19 protein-coding genes are annotated in these 23,849 nt (G+C 54.3%); 14 read left to right on the forward strand and 5 right to left on the reverse strand.

Annotation, left to right across the window (positions count from 1 at the left end; all coding sequences use genetic code 11):
- The first annotated feature begins 101 nt into the window (after nucleotides 1-101).
- The 3 genes from SH528x_RS15575 (at nucleotide 102) to SH528x_RS15585 (ending at nucleotide 2,800) form a co-directional block, all read left to right on the forward strand.
- Nucleotides 102-1,448: a L,D-transpeptidase family protein gene (locus SH528x_RS15575; RefSeq protein WP_442511434.1), complete on the forward strand. Its 1,347-nt coding sequence runs from the start codon at nucleotides 102-104 to the stop codon at nucleotides 1,446-1,448.
- A 69-nt stretch (nucleotides 1,449-1,517) separates the two neighbouring features.
- Nucleotides 1,518-2,072, forward strand: a complete 555-nt coding sequence (gene pyrE / locus SH528x_RS15580; protein WP_442511435.1) for an orotate phosphoribosyltransferase — start codon at nucleotides 1,518-1,520, stop codon at nucleotides 2,070-2,072.
- 41 nt (nucleotides 2,073-2,113) lie between these two features.
- Nucleotides 2,114-2,800 (forward strand): hypothetical protein, encoded by a 687-nt coding sequence (locus SH528x_RS15585; protein ID WP_442511436.1) that lies wholly within the window; start codon nucleotides 2,114-2,116, stop codon nucleotides 2,798-2,800.
- Between the two features lie 72 nt (nucleotides 2,801-2,872).
- Here SH528x_RS15585 and SH528x_RS15590 read toward each other — a convergent pair whose 3' ends face one another.
- Nucleotides 2,873-3,733 (reverse strand): DNA-binding protein, encoded by an 861-nt coding sequence (locus SH528x_RS15590; RefSeq protein ID WP_442511437.1) that lies wholly within the window; start codon nucleotides 3,731-3,733, stop codon nucleotides 2,873-2,875.
- 544 nt (nucleotides 3,734-4,277) lie between these two features.
- Here SH528x_RS15590 and mnmD point away from each other — a divergent pair.
- The 4 genes from mnmD (at nucleotide 4,278) to SH528x_RS15610 (ending at nucleotide 9,107) form a co-directional block, all read left to right on the forward strand.
- Nucleotides 4,278-5,045: a tRNA (5-methylaminomethyl-2-thiouridine)(34)-methyltransferase MnmD gene (gene mnmD / locus SH528x_RS15595; RefSeq protein ID WP_442511438.1), complete on the forward strand. Its 768-nt coding sequence runs from the start codon at nucleotides 4,278-4,280 to the stop codon at nucleotides 5,043-5,045.
- A gap of 130 nt (nucleotides 5,046-5,175) precedes the next feature.
- Nucleotides 5,176-5,772, forward strand: a complete 597-nt coding sequence (locus tag SH528x_RS15600; protein WP_442511439.1) for an ECF-type sigma factor — start codon at nucleotides 5,176-5,178, stop codon at nucleotides 5,770-5,772.
- Entirely contained in the window at nucleotides 5,772-8,288 is a 2,517-nt protein-coding gene (locus SH528x_RS15605; protein WP_442511440.1) for a serine/threonine-protein kinase, read from the forward strand. Before SH528x_RS15600 ends, SH528x_RS15605 begins: the two co-directional genes overlap by 1 nt.
- A gap of 153 nt (nucleotides 8,289-8,441) precedes the next feature.
- Nucleotides 8,442-9,107 (forward strand): toprim domain-containing protein, encoded by a 666-nt coding sequence (locus SH528x_RS15610; protein WP_442511441.1) that lies wholly within the window; start codon nucleotides 8,442-8,444, stop codon nucleotides 9,105-9,107.
- On the opposite strand, the gene SH528x_RS15615 is transcribed toward SH528x_RS15610, so the two are convergent.
- The 3 genes from SH528x_RS15615 to SH528x_RS15625 form a co-directional block, all read right to left on the reverse strand.
- A complete protein-coding gene (locus SH528x_RS15615; protein ID WP_442511442.1) occupies nucleotides 9,037-11,685 on the reverse strand; it encodes a hypothetical protein in 2,649 nt (882 codons plus the stop codon). The two genes, SH528x_RS15610 and SH528x_RS15615, sit on opposite strands and share 71 nt — an antisense overlap.
- A gap of 6 nt (nucleotides 11,686-11,691) precedes the next feature.
- Nucleotides 11,692-12,039 carry a PEGA domain-containing protein gene (locus tag SH528x_RS15620; RefSeq protein ID WP_442511443.1) on the reverse strand — a complete coding sequence of 116 codons (348 nt, stop codon included), beginning with the start codon at nucleotides 12,037-12,039 and terminating at the stop codon, nucleotides 11,692-11,694.
- A gap of 241 nt (nucleotides 12,040-12,280) precedes the next feature.
- Nucleotides 12,281-12,574 (reverse strand): hypothetical protein, encoded by a 294-nt coding sequence (locus SH528x_RS15625; protein WP_442511444.1) that lies wholly within the window; start codon nucleotides 12,572-12,574, stop codon nucleotides 12,281-12,283.
- A gap of 191 nt (nucleotides 12,575-12,765) precedes the next feature.
- Here SH528x_RS15625 and SH528x_RS15630 point away from each other — a divergent pair, with 191 nt between their 5' ends.
- The 7 genes from SH528x_RS15630 (at nucleotide 12,766) to SH528x_RS15660 (ending at nucleotide 22,902) form a co-directional block, all read left to right on the forward strand.
- Nucleotides 12,766-13,329, forward strand: coding sequence for a carboxymuconolactone decarboxylase family protein (locus SH528x_RS15630; protein WP_442511445.1), 564 nt, complete (start codon nucleotides 12,766-12,768; stop codon nucleotides 13,327-13,329).
- 403 nt (nucleotides 13,330-13,732) lie between these two features.
- A complete protein-coding gene (locus SH528x_RS15635) occupies nucleotides 13,733-14,674 on the forward strand; it encodes a hypothetical protein (protein WP_442511446.1) in 942 nt (313 codons plus the stop codon).
- Between the two features lie 44 nt (nucleotides 14,675-14,718).
- The gene (locus tag SH528x_RS15640) at nucleotides 14,719-16,557 is read left to right on the forward strand and encodes a hypothetical protein (protein WP_442511447.1); all 1,839 of its coding nucleotides are present in this window, start codon (nucleotides 14,719-14,721) and stop codon (nucleotides 16,555-16,557) included.
- A 257-nt stretch (nucleotides 16,558-16,814) separates the two neighbouring features.
- On the forward strand, nucleotides 16,815-16,985 hold the full coding sequence (locus SH528x_RS15645; protein ID WP_442511448.1) for a hypothetical protein: 171 nt from the start codon (nucleotides 16,815-16,817) through the stop codon (nucleotides 16,983-16,985).
- Nucleotides 16,986-17,308: 323 nt separating this feature from the next.
- Nucleotides 17,309-21,457, forward strand: coding sequence for an ATP-binding protein (locus SH528x_RS15650; RefSeq protein ID WP_442511449.1), 4,149 nt, complete (start codon nucleotides 17,309-17,311; stop codon nucleotides 21,455-21,457).
- Between the two features lie 111 nt (nucleotides 21,458-21,568).
- Nucleotides 21,569-21,790, forward strand: a complete 222-nt coding sequence (locus SH528x_RS15655) for a hypothetical protein (protein WP_442511450.1) — start codon at nucleotides 21,569-21,571, stop codon at nucleotides 21,788-21,790.
- A gap of 131 nt (nucleotides 21,791-21,921) precedes the next feature.
- Nucleotides 21,922-22,902 carry an acyl-CoA desaturase gene (locus SH528x_RS15660; RefSeq protein WP_442511451.1) on the forward strand — a complete coding sequence of 327 codons (981 nt, stop codon included), beginning with the start codon at nucleotides 21,922-21,924 and terminating at the stop codon, nucleotides 22,900-22,902.
- A gap of 192 nt (nucleotides 22,903-23,094) precedes the next feature.
- On the opposite strand, the gene SH528x_RS15665 is transcribed toward SH528x_RS15660, so the two are convergent.
- Nucleotides 23,095-23,829 carry a family 16 glycoside hydrolase gene (locus SH528x_RS15665; RefSeq protein WP_442511452.1) on the reverse strand — a complete coding sequence of 245 codons (735 nt, stop codon included), beginning with the start codon at nucleotides 23,827-23,829 and terminating at the stop codon, nucleotides 23,095-23,097.
- Nucleotides 23,830-23,849: the final 20 nt, after the last annotated feature.

Below are 23,849 nucleotides of genomic sequence, written 5' to 3' on the forward strand. Positions count from 1 at the left end.
TGATTACGTTCGCATCAATGGTCCGAGATCTTCTCGGGTTGAATGGAATCAATCGCCCATTTTGTTGGTCGCATGAAGCGTCCGAGTCTTGGAGAATCGTCGTGCAAACGCTGAAAACCGCGGCAATTATCGTCCTGTTGATGACGGTGATGTACACAGCGTACATGTCACTAACCACACCGCCTGATTCGTTGCCACCCGAGGTCGAACGCATCGTGATGGACGAGGGAGGCCTCGACATCGAAAATGGGTTGCCCGAATCGCTTGGCGAGATGGGGATCAGCAGCGGAGTGCCCGAGTCGACTGCCGTTGCAAGCAACGCGGCTCCCACATTCGGCCAATCTTTCAACGACTTGCCAGCGGGTTCGTCAAACAGCTCCTTTGCAGACAACGATGGAGTGCAGCCCAGCGGCGTTTCCATCCAATTGTCCGACTCTAGCAGCAGCGATGGACTGACCGTCCACCAGCCTAGCGACGATACGCCCGCATACATGGACCTCGGAGCATCCGGCGGAACCCAGGCCAGTCTCGCATCAGCCAGTAATATGTCCTCCTCAACTCCGGCTGATTACGGAGCGACGGATATGACCTTTGATATGCCCGATCCCACTTCGGATGAGAACAAGCTTCCCGAGGATGGTTCGGTAGCGTTCAATCCTGAGGGCACTCCAGGCACGGCACTTTCTGAATTGTCCGAGGGCGCTGAGCAAGTCGCGACGGTTAGCGGCGTGTCGGATCCAACGAAAAACAATGCCGGGCTAGCGAACGCCCTGAAATTGGCGGACGAACAATACAATGCAGACCAACGCAAAGAGGCCCTCGAAACTCTGAGTTTGTTCTACCACACTCCGAATTTGCCTGTGTCCCAACGAGAAGATTTGGTCAACCGACTCGATCCATTGGCGGCTGAGGTGATCTACTCGAAGCGGCATCTGCTCGAGCAGCCACACCGCGTCGGGCACCATGAAACGCTGATGCAGATTGCGGTCAAGTACGAGGTGCCTTGGCAATTGTTAGCCAATATTAACGGAATCGAAGATCCAATCACCGTGCTGCCTGGCACGGAATTGAAAGTGGTCCGAGGTCCGTTTCGAGCCGACGTTGATCTGACGCGACAAGAAATGACGTTATTCCTAGGCGATTTGTACGCGGGGCGATTTCCCGTCGCCGTCGGTACGGATCCCCAGCCTCGTCCGGGAACCTTTACGGTTCAGGACAAGCAATCCGAGCGGGCGTTTTACGGTGCCACGGGTTCGCCCGTGCCTGCGGACAGCCCCGAGAATCCCTACGGTTCGTTGTGGCTCGATCTCGGCGGTCAATTGTGCATCCACGGCAGCCCCTATGCGACGCGGCCCAGCGATCAAGGATGTATCAGCGTTGCGGCCGATTATGCCGACGATTTGTATGGCATTTTGACCCAGGGTTCCTCGGTGACGATTCGCAGGTAAGATTTTGGTCGTGCTTTCATCGTATTGATTGCACTGTCAAATCACTTACCTATCCCATCGCTGAACGTTATGACCTACAACCGAGACGCACTCTTAGATCTGATCCGTGCCGAAGCTCTACAAACCGGCGATTTTACGCTCGCCAGTGGCAAGAAAGCTTCTTATTACCTCGATTGTCGAAAGATCACGTTGCATCCTAAAGGGGCGAACTTGATCGCCGAAGGCATGCTCAGCGTGATCGAGTCCTCGGGCGAATTGCCCGATGCGGTTGGCGGGATGGCCATTGGTGCCGATCCGATCACCGCCTCGATTGTGACGATCGCGGGCCAGCGTGATTTGCCGCTCAAAGGATTCATGGTTCGCAAAGAACCAAAGGGTCATGGCATGGGGAAACAGGTCGAAGGGCCTGTCGAGCCCGGCCAACGTGTCGTGATCGTCGAAGATGTCATCACCAGTGGTGGCAGTGCGATCAAAGCGGTCGAGGCGGCTCAGGCGTTTGGGCTGAAAGTCGACTACGTGATCGGAATTATCGATCGGCTAGCAGGTGGCGCCGAAGCGTTTGCAGCCAAAGGTCTCGAACTGAAGGTGCTGACGACGATTCGTGATTTTGGCATCGAGCCGTAACCAATACGGCTGCGACATTACATAAAACTCATCGTTTGGCGATGGCTGCGGAGCGAACTTTGGAAACATCACTGCACCAGCAACTCAAGCGATGTTACGCACCCGATGAGGCTAGTACCGAAGTGGTGCTTGGCGAGTATCGGATCGATGCAATTCGCAATGATGAATTGATCGAGGTGCAATGTGCGTCGTTGTCAGCGATTCGCGATAAGTCGCAAAAGTTGCTGGCACGCCATAAACTGCGTGTCGTCAAGCCAGTGGTCTGGAGGACTCGGATCGCCAAAGCGAAAAAGGCGGGCGGGGCAATCACATCGAGCCGGATGAGTCCCAAGCGTGGCGACATCTTAGAAGTTTTTGAGGACCTGATCTATTTCACTCGCGTGTTTCCGCACCCCAATTTGGTGCTCGAAGTGCCGATGGTCCAGGTGATCGAGACACGGATTCCATGCAAGCGTCGCCGCGGCCGCTGGCGGAAAGACTACAAGGTTCACGACGTCGGTCTCGAGTCAATTGAATCGACGCACGAGTTCCGTTCGGTCGAAGATCTACTGACGTTGGTCAACGTGCCCGCAGGGACGACCGTTTTTAACACGTCGGACTTAGCCGGCTGGATTGATCGCCCACGCTGGGTGGCTCAGAAGATTGCCTACACGCTGAAGCACATGTCCGCGATCGACACCGTGGACCGGCGTCGCAGCGGAATTATCTATCAATGCAAAGCGGCGTGAAAATCGAAGCATCGCCTCTTTTCGGCTTCCTGTTCTTTGGGGGCGATCGAGGCTGCTGATCGCGAGATGACTTTACTTAGCGCGACCATTGCTAGATGGAGCTTCGATCCGCAGTCGTCTACGTTTGGTGGCAATTGTCGCCTTTTTGATCCCAAGCTTTTTGGCAATCTCTTCGTCGGGCACTTTGCCGAGCATTTTGATTTCTTCGGGAGTCCAAGTGTGGCGTTTTCCGTTGATGCGGATGCCGTGACGACTTCGGTAGCCGCTAATAGCGCTGACCGGAATTCCCGTCTTCTCGCTGACCTTCGAATCGGGGATCTTGCCGAGCATCTTGATTACTTCAGGTGTCCAGCGTGCTTCGGTTGCCGCGACTGTCGGGTTCTCGATACCGAGTGATTGACGTTTCGCGATCACTTTTCGTCGACCAATCTGCATGCGACGTGCAACTTCGGCGTCGGAAAGTTTGCCCAGCCAATTGAGTTCTTTCTTGGACCATTTTCGAGCGGGGCGTCCTTTCCGGATGGGGTCGATTCCGAGCGATTCTCGCTTGGACGCCACCGTCGTGGCGTCAAGTTCCAACCGCCGGCCAATCTCGGCATCTGAGATTTTTCCCAACCACGCGAGTTGCGATTTCGTCCAGCGGTGTCTCAGCTGTTTACGTGAGTAGCCGAACGGTTCAATGCCGAGTTGGGCACGTTTACGAGAGACGGCGGTTTTGGTCACTCCCAGCTTCGCTGCGATATCGACATCGGATTGGGTACCCAGTAAGGCGATGTTCTTTTTGCTCCATTTGGTCCATCCGTGTGGGATGATTCCCCGCAGCTGTCGAGCAGCTTGGATGGTCTCAATTGGCCATCCCGACTTATCTGCTAACTCCGAGTCAGGTAGTTTTCCCAGTTTCTTAGTGATAGTCGCAGGAAGTTTTTTCGTCATGAAGAAAGCTTGCTATGAGTCCGTGTCGCTGTAGCAACGACTTGAATGAATGCGTTAGTCAGTTCGGGAAAAACCGAACTAAACGTATACATGAACATCTACAACCTTATGAAAACAGAAATTATCTCAACTCTCAAGTACTAAGTTCCGGTAAATCATCTGTTTGCGCACTCTTTGCGCATTAGTGCGGGGGGGAGTGTTGATCGGAGGGGATTGCATGTAGCCTGCTGCCCCCTTTTTCTTTGCAGTCCAACGGTATCTCGCCATCGATTAAAATAACGTGGTCTGTGAGATTTCGCACAAAAACGATAAAAACGTGATGAATTCAAATGCAAACGCGAAGGGTGACAGGCAGGGATTGAGCGTTTTTCGCTCAACTAGCATGTGGAACGAAGATTGTCGGTCGTTTGCATAAAAAAGGGGCGCCCTTTATGTGTCTCTCGCGGCGTTGCCGCTATCTCGATTTGATTGATCCAACCGGAGGGGGGAACGTGACGGCGTTCTGATTTCCGAACTCTATTTACTTTTCCGGAGGCGACCTGCGATGAAACAACGGGCTGCGAGAGTCAAGTTGCCCTGCCAGGATGGGCGGTTCGAAATGGAAGTGACGGACGATGGCAGTCGCACGCTTATCAATAAAACCAGCGGCGTTAGCTACCACAGTTCCTCGGGTGCTGTTTCGGAAACACGTCAGGTTTACTTGCTCAACAGCGGCGTGCATGAGCGATTGGTTCACGGGCGTGCCACTCGTGTCTTGGAAATTGGGCTTGGCACCGGAATGGGGATGTTCTTGACGCTCGACCACGCGATCAACCATGGCACCCCGCTGGATTACGTAGCGGTGGAGTACGATTGGTTGAATGCAGATGTGGTCCAAGACTTGGACCCCGATTCGTGGGTGAGCGATCCAGCACTGGTCGCGTGTTATCTGCAGTGGCGTTCCGACGCTGTTCCATCTGAAATGCCGGAACGAGACCGTGTCGACGACGAATTGCCGCACGTGTTCCAGTGGAAACCGGGAAAGGACCAGGTCGTCGAGGTGCACTGTGCTGATGCGCTGAAATGGCATTACGAGGGCGAAAAATTTGATGCCATCTATTTCGATCCTTTCGCTCCGGATACGAACTCTGACCTGTGGCAGTCGCCGATGTTGGAAGTGATGTACAAACTGATGAACAAAGAGGGCAGATTCGTCACGTATTGCGTGAAAAGGGACGTTCGGGACCGCTTGACGGCGGTCGGATTCAAGGTCGCTAAAATGCGTGGACCGCAAGGCGGAAAACGCGAGGTCTTGGTCGCCTCGAAAACGTGATTCCGTTAGGAGGCGGCGTTTCCCTGCTGATTGGAAGCTTCTGTTTGTCTTACGGAGCTTGCCTTGGAAAAAGATTCCCAACAATGGTAGAGGGGTATCGTCGCTGCTATGATGGTCGCAGGCAAAAAAAATGGATGGAATAAACGAACTCGTCGAAAAAAGCGTCAAAGGGCAACCGGCTGAAACAGATCGGTTGTTTACGTTGATGTATGACGACCTGCGCCGATTGGCGGGGCGGTTTCTTCAGCACGAGCCGATGCGCCAGCGTTTGAGTTCGTCGTCGTTGGTCCACCAGGCCTACATGCGGATGATTGATCAGTCGCGGATCAATTGGCAGGGCAAAACGCACTTCTTTGCCATTGGTGCAACCGTGATGCGGCGGATTCTTGTCGACCATGCTCGCAAAGTCCGATCGCAAAAACGCGGCGGCGGCTGGGAACGACGGATGTTGACCGACGAGATTACATTTCAATTGAGTCGCGATGACGATGTGGTCGCCTTGGACGATTTGCTCAATATTTTGGCGAGCCTGAACCAGCGGCAAGCTCGGATCGTCGAGCTGCGGTTTTTCGGTGGTCTGACGATGCGTGAAATCGCAGCGGAAATGAACTTGGGGCTTCGCACGATTGAGAAAGACTGGGCGATGGCTCGCGCTTGGATGCGTCGTGAGTTGCGACGGGGTGACGAGGACGGGGATGTTTCGAGCACGGAGTCTGAATCGGATTGATGGATGCCGATCGTTATGCTCGTGTCCGAGATCTCTTTTTTGCGGCTGACGAACTCTCGGGTACGGAGCGGCAAACTTTTCTCGATACCGAAATCGGAGACGACAAAGCGCTGATGGCGGAGGTTCTGTCGCTGCTCGACGAGCATGACGCGGAATTAGCAAAGCTCGAGGGTGCCAAGGCGATGCCAGTGCCCGCCCCAAGCGAATTAGGGCAACCGACGGTCGCCGCCAGCGAAGAGACTGCAAAACAGAGTCATAAGACGCATCCAGCCAATCGCCCTTCCGCGTCCGAGAAAACTCATCCGCAGCGACCTGGTAAATCGGACAAATCAAACAAATCGGACACCGAGCGTGCCGATAAGAAGGTGTCGGCGTCCGAGATCACCCAGCGTGGCTCGGAGCGTACCCATGCTTCGCCCAAAGATTTTGAGTCGCGGGGTTCAAAGGACCGCACCTCACCGAGCGAATTGCTGCTCGCCAGTAAATCGCGTCGTGCTCGGCGTATCAATTCGGGTTGGTTGTGGTTGGCCGCAGTGCTGCCGACGCTGATCGTTGGCTATCTGACCTACGTGAGCGTGACCAACAGCGTCCAATTGGCGCTACGCAATGAATTGACCGGCGTCAGCAACAGTATCGATCTGGCGACCGGCCGATTCCTTGACGACAAGGCTCAATTGGTCCAGTCCTGGGCCCGGCAATCATTGATTCGCGATTCGATCCTCGGTTTAGTCGAGCTGAGCGACCGAAAATCGAAATTGGATGTTCTTGAATCGGCTCCACTGGCGTCCCAGATCCGTAGTGAGCTGCAAATTTTGTCGGGGAAACCAGATATCAAATTTGTCGTTTGGAACCAGTCCTTTACCACGATTGCCAGTTGGCGAGAGGATCATTCGGATCTGGGGCATCCTGTGATCCCCAGCGGCACGTCGGATGTCGCTCGAGTGCTGCGAGGGGAAACGGTCGTGTATGGTCCCGATCGAGGCGACGGGCCAGCGAGTTTGACGGAGGCCGACATTGGCTCTGACAACGAAGCGATCGAGCCCATGATGGCCTGTATTGTGCCGATTCGCGATGAAAATTCCGACGTGGTTGCTGCACTGCTCGTCAACAGTATCGGTCTGTTCCAAGAGTTCAATGAGTTGTTCCACGAGAGCAGTGTATCCAGCGGATTGGATATTTATGCGATTAGCCGTGATGGTCAAATGATCAGCCTCAGTCCGCATGCGGCAAGTTTGTTTCATCGCTCGCAATTCGATATGGATCCCCAGACGATCGTGGCACGCTTGCGAGTCAGTGACCCCGGAACGGTGATTACCGAGAGCACGCGGGATGCAATCGTGCGTCGATCGCTGCCGTTGACCGAATCAGCGTCGGCGGCCACGTTGGGTGAATCGAAAGTCCAGCTCGAACCGTATGCAAATTACGCGGGCGAGTCGGTGGTGGGCGGATGGCGATGGATTCCGCGGTGGCGATTGGCCGTGATTGTCGAAAAAGACGTGCGTGATGCTTTCGCGGCGGCTCGAATTGTGTGGTACAGCTTTCTGCTACTGGGAAGTTTGTTGACCGTCACGGCATTGGTGTCCGCAGGACGATTGGCTCGCAGGTCGGCTCGCGATCAAGCGGCGGTCCATCCGCTGAGCCGATACGAAATCATCTCGGAATTGGGCAGCGGAGGGATGGGCGTCGTCTATAAAGTCCAGCACTTGCAGTTGGGACGAAACGCGGCCCTGAAGTTGTTGCGAAGCGATCGCCAGAATCGTGAAGATCAATTGCGTTTCGATCGCGAGGCTCGACTGGCTGCGTCGCTGACCAATCCTCACAGTGTGACGATCTACGATTATGGTCGTAGCGAAGAGGGGGAAGCGTATTGCGTGATGGAATACTTGTCGGGCCTGACGCTGCAAGAAGTGGTCGCTCGTAGCGGGTTTCAGTCGATCGGACGTGTGTTGTTTGTGCTGCGACAAGTCTGCGAGGCGTTGGGCGAGGCCCACAGCATGGATTTGGTGCACCGCGATATAAAACCTCAGAACATCATGTTGTCACTTGATCCCTCGGTCGGTGATTGGGCGGTCGTGTTCGATTATGGGCTGGCGAAACCACTCAGTCCCGAAAAGGGCACCTACCAGACTCGCGAGGTGATCTGGGCGGGCACGCCAATGTACATGGCCCCCGAGCGATTTCGTTCTCCCTCGGTGATGGATCCTCGCTCGGATATCTATTCGGTCGGTTGTGTCGCCTATTATTTGTTGGCCGGACGGCCACCGTTCGCCGAATGCGATCCCGAGTCACTGTTTGCGCTGATTATCAGCGAGCAGCCGATCGGATTGGGCATTCATCGCGGTGAAGATGTTCCCGAAGCAGTCCGGACATGTGTGCTTAAGTGCATGGCCAAAAACGCCGCGGACCGTTACGCTTCGATCGGTGAACTGGCCGCCGCCATCGATGACCTGCGAGTCGAGTTTCCTTGGACCAGTCACGATGCCGTCGATTGGTGGAAGCAACACGGCGAAGTTTAGCGAGAGGGGATTCAGGGAAGTAGGGCCGGTTCCCACCGGCCTGTTCGATTTAGAGGCGTGGCCGGTAGGAACCGGCCCTACACTTCGTTTCGCTACGGAAAACTTCCAGCCTGTGCCACGTTTTAATTCTTTATTGCTAGTCTGGAAAACACGATGTTTCCTCGCCAACCGATCAAGCTTCACGATTCTCAGCAACACGGGTTCGGTTCGGGAGCCGAGTTGATTTTGGTCGAAGGGGATTCGGCATCACGGAGCGTCGCGCGGGCTCGTGACTCGACGTTTCAGGCGGTTTTACCGATGCAAGGCAAGCCGATGAACACGCTGCGATCGACGCGGCGTACGATCGAACGTAATGAACTCTATGCCGCCTTGATCGATGCGATGGGCTCGGGAATCGAGGACTATTTTCATCTCAATACGATACGTTATGACCGAGTGGTTTTACTGTTTGATCCCGATGCCGATGGGATTCACTGTGGCGCGTTGATGATGATGTTTTTCTATCGCTGGATGCGACCGCTGTTGGAGTCCGGTCGCGTGTCGGTGGTGCGAGCGCCAATGTTCGAGATTTCGGCTCGGCGGTACAAAGACACGTTGTTGGCGTACGGCGAAGAGCACTACCGGGTTATTCGCGAGCAACTCGATGCTCAGGGAATCGAAGGCATCAAGATCAATCGCTTCCGCGGTCTTGCCAGTCTGAATGAGGACACGTTGCGTAAGACATGCTTGCATCCGGACACTCGTGCCGTCAGCGAGATGGGAGTCCACGACGCCGAAGAAGCCATCCGGATTTTCTGCCCCAATATGTCAGCGCAGTGATCCAAGCGACGACCGCTGCGATGATCGACGGGATCATCCACCACGGCCGGTACTCGAAGATGACCATACAACGACCCGCGGGAACCAGCACCCCTTGTTTCAGATAGTCGACTCGGTGAACCGTGGCGGATTGCGTTTCCCCCGAGTCGAGCGAGACGAGTTTTGCATGCCAATGTCCGTCTTGGTAGGTCGTCCGCTCGAGTAAGCAAGCTGCGGATACCTCGATCTCCATTTCAACCGAATCTGCGGTTTCGTTTTTGATGCCCCACTTTTGGTTCGGTTCGTCCGTCCGATCTGTAGAGGACGATTCGCCGGTGGGCGCGTCCATGTAGACTCGGGGCAAGTGGTTGCCGTCGAGCACCTCTCGCAGTAGCGACTCAAAATCGTCGCTGCCCGCTTCACTGGGTTGATGTGTCGACCACGCAAAGTGAACTTGGATAGCGGGATGCGACGGAGTTTGGCCGATTTGGGTTTCGACGAGTTTCAACTCGGAAACGAGCCGCGATGCCTCGGTCGAGTTCAGCGTTTGTTCAATCCCTAACCACTGCGACACGGCAGCCCAAAACTCGACTCGTTCGTGTGCCGACATCGAGCTGGAGATATCAGAGCTGGATTTCCAAAACATCGCCATCGCTTGAGAGCGTATGGAGGTCATGTTGTTGAGAACATGACCGCGATTGGCAAGGTGCCAGCGACCGAACCACGCGATTTCCGAGCTCAATTCGACCTCGGTCAAGCGGTCCTCGTCTCGGCTTGTCCGCCAATCACTTGGCCATCCTTTTCCCGTTCGCGTTCGCAGTGTCATCGTTCCGGCACTGGCGACTGGCGTTGGGATCGAGCGAATCGCGTCACGGTTCGATGAAACGCGGGCGATGTTGCCCGCTGCAAACAGCGTAATGTCGATGGCGACAATCACCAGCAAGCAGCGTGCGGCGCCGGTACGCGAAAGACGATTGCCGAAGAAGCGAAACAGTACCCACCCAATACAGCCCAGTGCGACGATCGAATGGACAATCGACCAAGCAACTTCGCGAAGTCCGCCGGCAATGTCCAGCGGCCCCCAAAAGGGATCGAATGGCAGTTGGCCTGGGTTGCCGATCCAGTCCTTCAGAATTGTTTGCATCGCCACCACGACGACGAATGCGATCACAAAGACGAATGCCAGCGTTCGGATCGCACGCCGTGTGGACGAAGCATGGCGCGGCAGATTTTCAAGCCAATTCGCGGTAACCATTGACGCTGCGAATGCGGCGATCGGCAACCACTTGGCCGGATAGCGAAGCGAATCGTAGCCAGGCACGAAGTGATAAAGCAGCCAATAAAGTCCCCCTGCGCCGCTGTCGGTTTGCGAAAGCGTCCCCGTTGCGTTTTGGATAAGCCATACGACGCCAAAGTGTCCAAAACAAACGAGCGTGGCGGCGACAGTGATACCGAGCCAGAGGGTTGCGTCGCTGTTTCGTTTTCGAGTCTTTTGGCGACTGACGATGCCGATCACTGTGCTCAATAACGCGATTGCAACCAGCAGTCCCATGTAAACCGACGGGGTCCAGATTCGGCCATCGCCTGGGATCAAACTGCTCAGTCGGCGGTACTGCGGCAGCAGGCTGCCAAACGCATTGGGCGTAACGCACTCGGCCAGGTGCCAGGGGGCGACGGAGAATTGATAGGCCTGGCCGCGTCGTGAACTGGGCACCGGCGGAGCCAACCAATTTGAATCGTCATCGCGGAGCACGCGGTCACTCTGAGCGCTCCAGGAAACCGACGCGGCAATTTGAGGCAGAGCGAGAATCGATGCAACAAGACAGCTCGCTAAGACCGCAATCATTGTCGTTGATCGCTCCGCGGTCAGTACGTTGGGTATAGTCGTTGATTGCTCCGCGATCATAACGCCTTCTTTTTTAGCCGTTTGCCCTTCGCTCCGAACGTAAGATCGCGGAGCGATCAACGACAGTCCCCAGCGGCCGAACGCCACCACGATCGCGACGATCACGACGTTGGCAACAGTTTGCGGGTCGCCTCCCAGGATCATCATCGCCATCACAACACCGGCGACGAGCACTCGACGTGTTTGGGGCATGTGCCCTCGCTGAATCAGCGTCGACATCAGCAGCGGCAACCACGCTGCTCCCACCAAAAACGGCGGGTTCGTGTACAACACCAGCACGCTGCCGGACAGCGAGTAGCTGAGTCCCGCAATCGTTGCGGTGATCCCGCTCGCCCCACTGCGCCGGGCGGCGTAGCGAGTGGTGATTGCTGCTAGGATCAAGTGAATGACAACGTACCAGCCGACAGCCGCGTCGGTCTTGATCGGCAGCAAAAACAGGATCCAGCGGACGGGATAGAAAACGGCAGTCGTCGTCTCGCCGACTAACGGGATTCCGGTTTGGTCCAATGGGTTCCAGAGCGGCAGCCATTCGCCGCGAGTGCGGTGGCCGATGTAATCATACAGCGGCGTATAGAAATGGCCCACGTCACGAAACGCTAATCGGTCAACGCCGACCAGCACGGTAGCGAACAGCAGCAGGATGATGCTGGGAGCGACGAGGCGGTGCAGTCCGCTAGCAGCGACGAGTTTCACAGCCGTCTATCGCGGTGCGTTAACCATTCCCGTTTGGGACTGAGTTCGCAAGGAATCGGCACGCTCAACGATCTCGTTTGTCGGCGCGAGCGTTTTGGGGACCAATTCAACATCAATGATTCGTTCGTCACGCAGATCGCCTGGCCACAAAGTTTCCGAGATGAAATCGAGTCCTGGCATCTCGTACCAAGGAGGATTGAAGCGACGTCGGATCGTTTCGGTTTTATAGCCTTCTTTTTCAATCCGGAATTCGCGAGTTCCATAATAAACGAAACTCGACGCAGCCGGGCTCGTGCCAATGACCTGGTTGTCGACCGAAACCGTTGCACCGGCCGGATTGGTGCGAACCGTCATTCGTCGACGAACACAGCCGATTGAAGGCAATGCTAGTATTGCAAAAAGGACGATCCACGACGAGTGCAGACGCGGGGTGCGGCTGCGATTCGCAGGATTGGATGGCGTCGATGGTGACAGACGAGTGGTTTGCAAGCTTTCGCTCTCGGCGCGGTAGTGGGGCTGGCGAACAAGAACCAGTTGTCGTGTTAACAATTCCGCGGCCACAAGATCTAGATCGATTTCTCCTCAATCGGCGTTTTCAACACGAATTGCTACCGGAATCCTTGTTCTTATCACGGAAGCTTCCGCAGCAGGCAGACGATTCGAGCAATCGTTCGACGTCCGCAGCGAGGTCGCGGTCTTCGATTGAGCCGAGAAACCAGCGGCGCTCGGTATCGACCATGTCCACAGCCTGGTTGAAAAGCGAGCGGATTTGTTCGTGACGGGTGGTGGGTGCCATGGCGAAGTCAGCGAGGAATTCAAGGAGTTTGCGAAATGCAGTGCAGGCGTCAAAATTGACGTTCAAGACGCGTCGGGGTATGTCTGAGGACATGATATCCAGGTTCTCCCCCCGATCCCACTCCCTTTATCACATAGTTAATAACTATCGGACCGCGCGTGTCGAAGGTAAAATTCGGGTCAGTCACGCATGGCGACTTTAGCGATTCGGCAGTGCCAGTCAGCTATTTTTAGCTCATATTTTCTACATCGACTTTGGCTGCTTACGAGATAGGGTGATTCATTATGCAACGCTTCCCACTGAAGCAAGAGGCTGACGCACCCAAAGAGGTCGGACAGGTCTACCGCGACTTTCAGGTCGGGATGGGATTTCCCGAGGTACCAAATTTTATCCGTGTTCAGGGCACTGCGCCAGGAATGTTGGCTGGGACGTGGGGACTCGTTAAGAATATTCTTCTTCAGGGCAGACTTCCCAGGTCGACGAAGGAACTGATCTTTGTGGCGATTGCCGTGGATCGCGAGTGCAATTATTGCCGCGATGCACACACCGCCTGTTGCCGAATCCTTGGTGTCGAGGACAGCACGATTCAGGCAGTGATGGAAGGACTCAGCGAAAAACTGCCGGATCGCATTCGCGATATCCTTCAATTTGCGGTCAAGTGTGCCGCCGGGCCTCATCAATTGGATGACGATGACTTTGCCCGTCTGCGTCAGCAAGGCTTGGACAACGAGCAGGTTCTCGAAGTGATCGCGACCGCGTCCATGGCGGTTTATGCCATCACGATCGCCGATGCGACGATGCTGGATACGGACGCCATGTACTCAACGATCGAACGTCAAAACTCGTAAGTTCGTTCGGCGTTTGTAGCGGTGCGGCGCGAACGCTACCAAAGTAGATGGCATTGGACTGTTAAAACTTTGGTGTTGGCATCGTATATTGGGCGTGAGTTTTTCTTCCGGCTTATAGCAGTTACCTCTCCACCGACGAAGTTGGTGGAGAGGTGGCAGAAATTCGGCGCAACTAAAAATCACAACTACCCCAAAGTTTTAGCAGTCAAGCCTAGCGCCGTTGGCTTCACAATTACGAGAAAGCTTAAGAAAAGTGGCAGTCAAGCAAGCGTCGATTTCCTCATCGAAATTGCCCTGACTTCCGGGGCAATTGCCCACAAACCAAATCGTCGTCCGATTACAATGCAGGATCGGAACCCAAGCCTTTCGTGAACGCCCGCAATAAGTATCTCTCGATTCTGTGATGATGAAAGCCAACGGAACGGAATTAGCCGCAGAGCGAACGGGAGACGAGCGAACATCGGACGAAGGCGACGCTGATCGAAACCTGATCCTTGTCCTCCGTTTGGCCGCGCTGCTGTGTTTCGCAGGCTGGACCTGGGTGCATTACTATTGGGAAGGGCCCTATGGAATCCTGCTCTGGCAAGACGCCACGTATGATTTCGCGAATTGGTTGGGCATCAGCTGGGATGAGTTTGTTGGCACTGGTGCCGACGATGGCTGGCTGCAAACATGGATCGCTCGCATCACTTGGCTCTATCTCGCGTGCACCGTGTTGACATTGACGGTACGCTCCAAATCATATTTTCAAATGGCGGGTCTGGTCGGTGGCAGTGGACTGCTCGTTGTTTTGAGCTATGCAAAGTATGTCGCGTCGCAGAATCAAGCACCGATGTTCTTTGAGCACGGCGGGCAAATTCTCGCTCCTGTTTTATTGGTGATGGCTCTCGGCCTCGGAGCTCGTCATCGCGTCACAGTGGTCACCGCGATGGTCGCCCTCGTGATGACGTTTGCAGGCCACGGTTGTTATGCGATCGGATTGTGGCCGACGCCCGGCAGCTTTTATGGGATGATTTCCATTGCATTGGATGTTGAATATGAAACCGCCAACGCGATGTTACGTACCTTTGGCGTGCTCGATTTCGTCGTTTGCGTGGCGATATTCATTCTGCCACTACGTCGGGTCGCGGCCGGCTATGCTGTGATCTGGGGATTTCTGACCGCAGTCGCTCGTCCCTTGGCTGGCATGTCGTGGAGTCTAAACTATTGGGGAGCCGACCAATTCCTGCACGAAGCCGTCCTGCGTGCCCCACATTTTCTGATTCCGCTTTACCTTGTTATCCTTTGGAGACGACCGCGCAATGCCATCGACGCTGACACCAAACTGGTGAACTCATCCGCTTGAACTCCCCCAACGAAAAACTAACTCCTATCCCCTCAGGAAACACGATGAAGTTACTGAACCGTCTCACGCTATGCTGCTTTGCTCTGCTAGTGCTTTGTACCCCCGCGGTTGCCCAGCAGAAACGAGCACGAAAGGGTGCCGATCTAAGCATTCCCGACGTCGAAAAGAAGGACCTCATTTGTTTTGCCTTGTATACAGTCCACGACAAAACATTGAAGTTGACGGCCCAGCTGTATCCGTTGTCCGATAGCGATCCAAAAACGGTCCGTTTGGAAATCGAGAAAGATGGCAAGTGGAGCGAGGTGGCTCGGACGAACGTCATCGAATCGGGTTGGACCGCGCCATTTCGAGTCGACAACTGGGACGATTCAAAGTCGTACAAGTACCGTGTCGCCCACGGCAGCGAAGCGTTCTATCAAGGCACGGTTCGCAAAAATCCGGTCGACAAGGACGAAATAGTCGTTGCCGGTTTTACCGGTAACTCGATCCAACCGGCGCACGGAGGCGATATCTCGCGGCAAGATCTGATCGACAACGTCAACCGAGTCGACGCCGACGTGCTCTTCTTTTCCGGTGACCAGGTTTACGATCACAACAAACACTATGCGGCGTGGCTGAAGTTTGGTCGCGACTTTGGTGACATCATCAAAGATCGTCCCACCATCTGCTTGCCAGACGACCATGACGTTGGCCAGCCGAATTTATGGGGCGAAAGCGGGAAAATCTCTACTCTTAGCGGAGCCGCCGACGGTGGTTACGCCAAGCCTGGTGTCTATGTAAAAGAAGTCGAGCGTGCTCAGACCAGCCATCTTCCTGATCCGGTGGATCCCCACAAAATCGGTCAGGGCATTGGAGTTTATTTCACCAACTTGAATTGGGGAAACATCGACTTCGCGATTTTGGAGGATCGCAAATTCAAAACCGGGCCTGCGGGTCGAGTGCCAAAGCAGGGGCCTCGTCCGGATCACATCCGCAACCCCGAGTATGATCCCGCCAGCGTCGACGTCGAAGGTGCGATTTTGTTGGGCGAACGCCAGTTGAAGTTCATTGACGATTGGGCACAGGATTGGCGTGATGCCGATATGAAGGTCGCTCTGTCGCAAACCATTTTCTGCGGTGGCGCCCACATTCACGGGACGGCCAATGGACGACTGCACGCGGACATGGACTCCAACGGCTGGCCTCAATCAGGCCGCAACCGTGCGCTCGCCGAGCTTCGCAAAGCGTTCGCGTTCCACTATGCAGGTGACCAGCATTTGGCGACCCTGTTTCATCATGGCATTGACGAACATCGCGACGCGATTTGGTCGTTCTGTGTGCCTTCGATCGCCAACCTTTACCTGCGTTGGTGGATGCCGCTTGAACCGGGAGAAAATCGCGAGCCCGGTGCTCCCGATTACACCGGGGACCAACTTGACGGTTTCGCCAACAAGGTTACGAACTACGCCGCAGCGAATCCCGAAGAAAAACCGGCTGGCAATCTGCTCAATACACGTGCGGCCGGTTTCGGCATCGTTCGTTTTAACACGAAGACTCGCGATATTACGATGGAGTGTTGGCCACGAAACGTGGACGTTACCGATCCGGCTGCGGACCAGTATCCTGGTTGGCCGCGAACGATCTCTCAGTTTGACAACTACAACCCACCATCCTGGGGCAAACTGGGTGAGCTGAGCTTTGATGTCGAAAACCCCGTGGTGCAACTGATCGATGCAAACAGCAACGAGGTGCTGTACACCGTCCGCGTCCCAGGCAAAACGTTCACTCCGGGAGCTCCCAAAGGAAAAACGTTTATTGTCAAAGTCGGCAAAGACGCCCCGACGGCCATCGTCGCCAACGGTGTCAAAGTGGGCAGCAAGCCGATCAAGGTAACGATCGACTGAGTGTAGAAGTCTCCTGTAGGGCCGGTTCCCACCGGCCGCTTTTGACGGGATCGATAGATTGGGCCGGTAGGAACCGGCCCTACGCGCTGTCAACGCTTCCATAGTCGACAGTTGATTCCCGCTCGATCCTCTTCCTAACAACGGTTTCCCCTTCTTTGCAGGCCAGCAATGCCGCCCCCTTGAAATTACATCCAAGATTATTCTGAAAAACCTGTAACAATGGATGCAGGACTGTGGGTAACTCTTGGAGGAATGTTTTGCTGGGACCTGAAACACGACTGTCGCTGATTGGCAAATTGCACGACCCGGCTGCGGCGGAAGCATGGGCGGAGTTCGTGCGTCTGTATCAGCCGATCGTTTTTCGGGTCGCTCGTCAGCGTGGATTGCAACATGCCGATGCCGAAGACTTGACCCAGGATGTGCTATAATTACCGATTCCACGGGGCGATTTGGCTGCGATGACGGAACAACTCGGCAGCGATCACCAGGGAATGTGACCTTCTGATGTAGGCGAAGATTACGTACCCTTTCGTGTACGTACCATGTCGCGCTGGTACACTCATTATTTCAACGCCAAGCAAATGACCCGCTTTGAGCTCCATTTGCTATCAGAGTTCCAGGGGCCGACATGCGTCGGAATCGACTGCCGAGTCACTCTGCAACGTTTTTGCAATCATCGTTTCTTTCAGTAAACCTGTTGAGTTGTGTGGTTTTCGTTGCTTTGTTGGTAGCAGTTGGCCCACGCAATCTCGTGTCTGCGGAATCTCCGTACCAAATCCAAATTGCCAACCCACTTTCGGAACCGTGGCGAATCAGCCGGTTTACAGAACCTGCCATTCGGGGTACCAGTTGCATCGCAGAAGACAACCAGCACAACATGTGGTTTGGGCTGAAGAGTGGCGTCGCTAAGTATGATGGTTTCCACTGGCAATACTATGCAGATCAACACGGCCTGCCTGCAGCCCCGGTCGATTCGTTAACGGTCCGTTCCAACGGCACATTGATCGTCGCGACTCGGTCCGGCGTTTACCAGTCCCGACCCGATGAAAAAACGGGCGACGTAGGCGAAAAGTGGCAACGGTTCTTTCCAACCAATGACCAGGCTTGCCCAAAGTTTGGAAATGTGGTTGAAACGGCCGACGAAGTACTTTGGGTGTGTAGCGACTGGGGATTGATCAAATTCCAAGACGGCGAATCGACGCTCTTCACATCGAGCGAGTACGCCGCGATCATCGAAGACTTTGATTTTGTCGATGAAATCAAACTGTTTCCCGACGCGTTCCTGGCAACGGATTTTACGAACGAAGGATCCGGATTATCACTGATCGGCCGGACTGTTGGTTTTCTTGACGACGAAGGCCCGACAAAAGCCGCGGGAATTCAGATCGGCGACGTCATCCTGAGTGTGAATGGTACCTCCAGCGACGTGGACCACCATCTGCAGCGCTCACCTGGGGAATTGATTCGTGCATCGGTGCTGCGTTACGGCAGCAAGAAAACAGAGACGATCGACTTCACGACGACGTCGTCGAAATGCCGGTTTCGATCACCCGCGATCCACTCCGTCTTGCGTGCACGAGATGGAAAACTCTGGTGCGGTGCGTCCCTCGGCAGAGTGTTGATGAGCGAAGATGATGGCGAGAGATGGAAGACGTGGAGCAAGCCGGATTTCGTGGTTGGAAAACGTCCCACGGTGTATGAAACCAATGACGGTAAAATCTGGGTGATTTCGTCAGAAAGAAACGGCGGCTTTGATTGTTACGATGGCGAAAATTGGAGTTCAGGTGAGCTATCGAATCTAACAGGCTATCGAAACGTTTCGCCTGTAGCACAAACCGATGATGGAACCGTTTGGGTGGGCGCGCGTCACCGAATGCATCTCTACCGCAATTCCACTTGGATGACGTATGATACGCGTGACAAAGAGTTGCCCAGCGACGGCCAACGAATGTTTGTAGCATCCGACGGTGCACTATGGATTCTCGGTTACCGGGAAGATCCAATTCGCATCGCGATGTCGCGGTCAGAATACTGGTCGATTAAGGATTTGGAATATCAGTGCACCGACAAACGTGGCGCTCGCTGGTTTATCGATTCGGATCAAGACTTGACCGTGCGGCAAGACGCCAACGGAACGGTCGCCATCGACGCCCAAGACGGTCTCGTTGCGGTTCCGAAAGGCATCGTGTCGACGGAGGATGGTGTCGTCGTTTTTGGCGAACACAATCAATCCGCTGCACTGACCACTTTTGATGGCACGTCGTGGAATCGAATTGAATTCCCTAACGTTGCTCGTTCTTTCAGCAGCAAAGGGTTCACCGTATCGCGTGATGGCCGCGTGTGGATTTCTGTCAAGCCTCGACGAGAACTAAAGCAAACACGTGGTATCGTCGTCGGTCGCGGCACAACGTGGGAACACTTGCAGCCGCCCGATGCGCCAAGTTACGCGACAGCGATCAATCAGTTGGCCGACGGTCGGATGATGTTTTCGGGTGGCTACGGAGCCGTTCTATTGGACGGAGATAACTGGCAACACCCAACCGACTCGCTGCTGGACAAAACGATCTGTTCTGATGCCTCCGTCGATGCTAACGGCACTGCTTGGATCGCGACCGTGGGTCGAGGTGTCCTCGAATTCGACGGCACCCGCTGCACGCAATACGCTGGACAGCAAGGGTTGCCCGCTGGCGAAGTTGCCAAGATTGGAATTGGCGTCCGAGGTGGAATTTGGGCAAATTCGTCCGAAGGCTTGTACCGTTTTGATGGTGACCGTTTCTATAGTGCCAATCTGCCCAAAAGTTTGGGACGCCAATCCATTCGATTCGAACCAGACGGTAGCGTGTGGTTTGATGGCAACAAGCGTATTCGTTTCGATCGCCAACGTCCCACTGCGGTTGTCGACCCGGAACCTATTTCGTTCGTTCAACACGGAGAGAGTACCGTGACTTGGCAAGGCGCGGATGCTTGGAATCGCACTCCTGCAAATCAATTGATGTGGTCGTATCGCATCGATAATCTCGCGTGGTCCAAGTTTGGGAGCGAGAAACGCGTTGTCCTGCAAGACCTAAGCTCGGGTGAGCATTCGTTGCAGGTTCGTTCGCGAGACAACGATTTTAATGTGTCCGCGGCAAGTTCCCCCGTGGCTGTCCGTGTGATTCCCCCGGTTTGGATGCGTATTTGGTTCATCACAACCGTGTTACTTTTTTCGGCAACCTTGGTTTGGTTGTGTGCCGGATTGATACGTCGCGGCGTGGCACTTCGCAGGTCCAACGACGAACTGGAAAAGGCACAAGGACTGTTGGCTGGTCAGTTTGCCGTGAAAACGGCGCAGTTTCGAGCAATATGTGATTGTTCACCGACCGGAATTTTTGTCAGTGGTACCGACGGCAAGCTGTCGTACGTCAACCGACAGCTTGCGCGAACGTTGGGAGTGTCGGAGGATGTCGCGATCGGCGACGGTTGGGCGATCGCTATTCACCCTGAGGACCGTGATCGAATTGTCAAGTCATGGATGCAATCCATTAGCACGCACGACAAGTATCATGAAGCAGGCCGGTTCCTGCACCACAATGGTGACGTGGTTTGGTTCGAAGTCGCCGCGGATGCCATTGAAAACGACAATGGCGAACTTCTTGGATACGTCGGTGCGGTTGAAAACGTGACGCAACGAGTTCATGCCGAAGATGACTTAAGAGCGAGTAACGACAAGCTACGTCTAACTTTGGATCAACTGCAGTTCACACAGGATCAAGCGATCAAGCGTGAGCGTCTTGCAGCACTTGGGCAAATGGCAGCTGGCGTCGCGCATGATATCAATAATTCGCTGACACCCATAATGACGTTTGCCGAATTGTTGGCACAGGATAGCAACGTCGTTGGTAAGCAGCACGAATGGGCCGAATTCATTCGCACCGGAGTCAGCGACATGTCGGTGACTGTCCGGCGACTCGATCATTTTTACCGGGCGTCACATAACCTAAACTTATTGGAAACGGTTTCGTTGACGGAATTGATCAACCAGACCGTCGAAATGACGAAACCGCGATGGAAGCGTAACGTCACCGAGGGCGGAAAGACGGTTCGCGTCACGGTCCATTCGAGTTCCTCGCCGTTCGTTCACGCCGTACCGTCGCAAATCCGAGCCGTCATCACGAACCTGATTTTCAACGCTGCTGATGCAATTGTAAGTAACGGGACGGTAACAATTCGTATTTTCGCACGGTCGGAAAATGCAATCGTGGAAGTCGAAGACGATGGCATTGGGATGACGGAGGAAGGATTGGATCGCTGTCTGGAACCCTTTTACACCTCCAAGCCCAAAGGCAGTGGGCTTGGACTGAGCGAATGCCATGGCATTATTAACCAGCATGGCGGCACGCTCGAAGTCGATTCAATGCTCGACAAGGGAACGACCGTCAGAATTTTCTTGCCCCTTTCTCGCCAACCTTCCCAGAACCAACTTCCCCAGTCATTGACGGACGGTGAAAACGCCCAAGCTGATGATGACGTTTTGGAAAAATCGTCAGTTGATGATGCCTCACCGTGCATCCTCTATATCGATGATGAGCCGATGATTCGCACGAGTGCGAAGGCAATGCTCAATTCAATTGGAGTTTCCACGCGAACCGCTGCGGACGGTCCTACGGGCTTGGAGATGCTAGACGAACACGAGTTCCAGCTTGTGATGTGTGATCGCGGGATGCCAGGAATGGATGGCATTGAAGTGTTACAGGAAATCAAACGTCGCTATCCCGAGCTCCCCGTCGTGATCATTTCCGGATGGTCACAGCCCATTCTCAACGGCGTCGACGCGGATGACTATCTTGAAAAGCCAGTCGCCTACAAAGATCTCCTAGCCATCGTAAAGAAATACCTCAGCGTAGCAACCATTCAAAGCTAGGGCACGCATCAGCATCAAGTTGTTTCCCCCGCCGAAACAAATTCGACGGAAACAAATTCGACGGAAACAAATGGGTCAGGTCTCCCATTCGGCTTTACCGCGTGATTCGACTTGGCAAACAACTTCGATACTGCTGCTGCTTTCGATTTCGCCCTGTTCGAGAACGATAAAGCGATTCAACCCCGCTTACCTGATCATCACAAAAGCAGTAACGCACGTTTTTTTCCGCATCGTCAACGTCATCGTATTGACGCTGCGCAAGACAACAATACCGCCCAAATTGAGCACCGCCGTTTAATTCAACCTTCTTCAATCCGCCACTACTCTGTATAGTGCCTCGAACTTTGGTGCAATCACCAACAACTTTGTTGATACGTGCCAGCGCGAACCGCATGACGGGAATTTCCATGGATGACTTAGGCGGAGAGGCAACAATCGTTGCCGAAAAGCCAGTACCCGTAGTTTTGACTAAAACTACTTTACCATCGGAACCCCACCCGCAATCGGATCCACCTCGAACGCGACAAGCCAGACCAACAACGGCGTCGATCAAGCGGGTCCGTTGGGACTATCTGATCGTTTTCGGCGTGACTCATGTGGCGGCTTTGTTGGTCTTTGTACCCTATTTCTTTAGCTGGACCGGAGTGTTAGCGTTTTCGGTTAGCGTGTTTGTCTTTGGATTGCTGGGGATTCCGATCGCATTCCACCGCATGTTGGCCCATCGAAGTTTCAAGTCACCGAAATGGTTTGAACGGGCCCTGGTCACCTGTGCTATGTGTACGGCTCAGGAAACGCCTGCTCGCTGGGTCGCTTGGCACCGCAAGCATCACAGTCACAGCGACGAGCAACAAGATCCTCATTCGCCGCGAGTTAGTTTTTTCTGGTCGCACATGGATTGGCTGTTTCATGAAAGCATCAGTCCGATGGCCACGTTCTCGCTGTATCAAAAATACGCGAAGGACATTTTGGACGATCCCTATTACCGTTGGATCGAACGCTTGCCGCATTCGGCTGGGATTATCTTTTTCGTTCACGCCATTTTGTACTTGGGGATCGCCAGCATTGGCTCGCTTATCGCGTTCGGCCCGAGTAGCGAAGCGGTGCAAATGACGGCCAGCATTTTTGTGTGGGGTGTGATCGCCAGAACGGTCTATGTTTGGCATATCACTTGGGCAGTTAATTCGGTCACGCATCTGGTGGGATACCGGACCTATGAAACGAACGACGATAGTCGGAATAGTTGGATGGTTGCCATCGTCACCCTTGGCGAAGGGTGGCACAACAACCATCACGCGGATCCCGCCAGCGCAACGGTCCAGCATCGTTGGTGGGAACTGGACCCGAACTACTACATCATCAATGTCTTTAGCTGGTGTGGCTTGGCCAAAAACATTATCCCGCCTAGACACGTTCGGAAAAAGCAAAAGTCGAACTCGCCTCGCTAGCGCATTTTGATTTTTGTCGTACGTTGGCCACTCTCGGCGAAGAAAAGGCACGCGGACTCGTTTCACCACGATAGTGTTTTGAGTCCTGGAACCTTTTATTCGTGGAACCTTTTATTCGTTTGACGCTTCTCCACCGTCTGGCGACGGTAGCGACTGTTTTGTCGGCCGCGTCAAAAATCTACGACGAGAGAACTAATTTCGTTTCCAGATTTTCACGTCGTCGACGACGGAGTGGCCGGGGGTTAGTAGCCGCAGCAGGCCTTTGGTTGGATGGGCAATACCTTCGGATTGGAAACTTCCGACCTCGTTGCCGTCAATCACCGCCGTGATCTGGTCGCCGGCGATATGTACCCGCAACTCATGCCACTGCCCCTTAGTGATCGGGTGAGAGATTGATTTGCGTTTGGTTTTCAACAGCTTTGCCTTTTCATCAGACGATAGTGTGCCTGCCTGGTTCGCAGCACGGATCTTCAGGTTCATGAAGCCGGTTTTCTTGTCTTCGAACGAAACCTTGTCCAGTCCGACAATGACGTCGAACAAGTGCCCGGCATGAACCGACTTCAAACTCATGTCGGCAAAGTTCAATTGCAGGCGGTCACCATCATTGTCCAGCCGAAATCGCAACCCGATGGTTCCATCGGTGAATTCGAATGCCTGTCGAACAGAAACCGCGTGGTTGGCGTTTTTGGCGGTGTGCATGTGCATCGCGCCGTCACGCAAATCGACCTGCTTTGCTCCCGCAGCGGTCTTGTCGCTGCTGGTGGTCCAGTTATTGCCCGGTTCGTCTTTTAGCTCTTGCGATTCATTGCGTTCGAAGTCGTCCGAAAATAGAAGCGTTCCATATTCGTCGGCATTGGCAGCGGATGCGACAAGCATCGTGAGCATTGCCCACGTGGATAGGAATCGTAGCTTAGTGATTGACGGCATGGGGTTGTTTGTCCTTGGAT

Origin of the sequence: Novipirellula methanifontis (assembly GCF_052161655.1) — a bacterium.
Taxonomy (GTDB): domain Bacteria; phylum Planctomycetota; class Planctomycetia; order Pirellulales; family Pirellulaceae; genus Novipirellula.

Excerpts from the sequence above, each read along its gene's own strand:
- pyrE (WP_442511435.1), top strand. The coding sequence starts at position 1,518 with ATGACCTACAACCGAGACGCACTCTTAGATCTGATCCGTGCCGAAGCT.
- SH528x_RS15585 (WP_442511436.1), top strand. The coding sequence starts at position 2,114 with ATGGCTGCGGAGCGAACTTTGGAAACATCACTGCACCAGCAACTCAAG.
- SH528x_RS15590 (WP_442511437.1), bottom strand. The coding sequence starts at position 3,733 with ATGACGAAAAAACTTCCTGCGACTATCACTAAGAAACTGGGAAAACTA.
- mnmD (WP_442511438.1), top strand. The coding sequence starts at position 4,278 with ATGAAACAACGGGCTGCGAGAGTCAAGTTGCCCTGCCAGGATGGGCGG.
- SH528x_RS15600 (WP_442511439.1), top strand. The coding sequence starts at position 5,176 with ATGGATGGAATAAACGAACTCGTCGAAAAAAGCGTCAAAGGGCAACCG.
- SH528x_RS15605 (WP_442511440.1), top strand. The coding sequence starts at position 5,772 with ATGGATGCCGATCGTTATGCTCGTGTCCGAGATCTCTTTTTTGCGGCT.
- SH528x_RS15610 (WP_442511441.1), top strand. The coding sequence starts at position 8,442 with ATGTTTCCTCGCCAACCGATCAAGCTTCACGATTCTCAGCAACACGGG.
- SH528x_RS15620 (WP_442511443.1), bottom strand. The coding sequence starts at position 12,039 with ATGACGGTTCGCACCAATCCGGCCGGTGCAACGGTTTCGGTCGACAAC.
- SH528x_RS15625 (WP_442511444.1), bottom strand. The coding sequence starts at position 12,574 with ATGTCCTCAGACATACCCCGACGCGTCTTGAACGTCAATTTTGACGCC.
- SH528x_RS15630 (WP_442511445.1), top strand. The coding sequence starts at position 12,766 with ATGCAACGCTTCCCACTGAAGCAAGAGGCTGACGCACCCAAAGAGGTC.
- SH528x_RS15635 (WP_442511446.1), top strand. The coding sequence starts at position 13,733 with ATGATGAAAGCCAACGGAACGGAATTAGCCGCAGAGCGAACGGGAGAC.
- SH528x_RS15640 (WP_442511447.1), top strand. The coding sequence starts at position 14,719 with ATGAAGTTACTGAACCGTCTCACGCTATGCTGCTTTGCTCTGCTAGTG.
- SH528x_RS15665 (WP_442511452.1), bottom strand. The coding sequence starts at position 23,829 with ATGCCGTCAATCACTAAGCTACGATTCCTATCCACGTGGGCAATGCTC.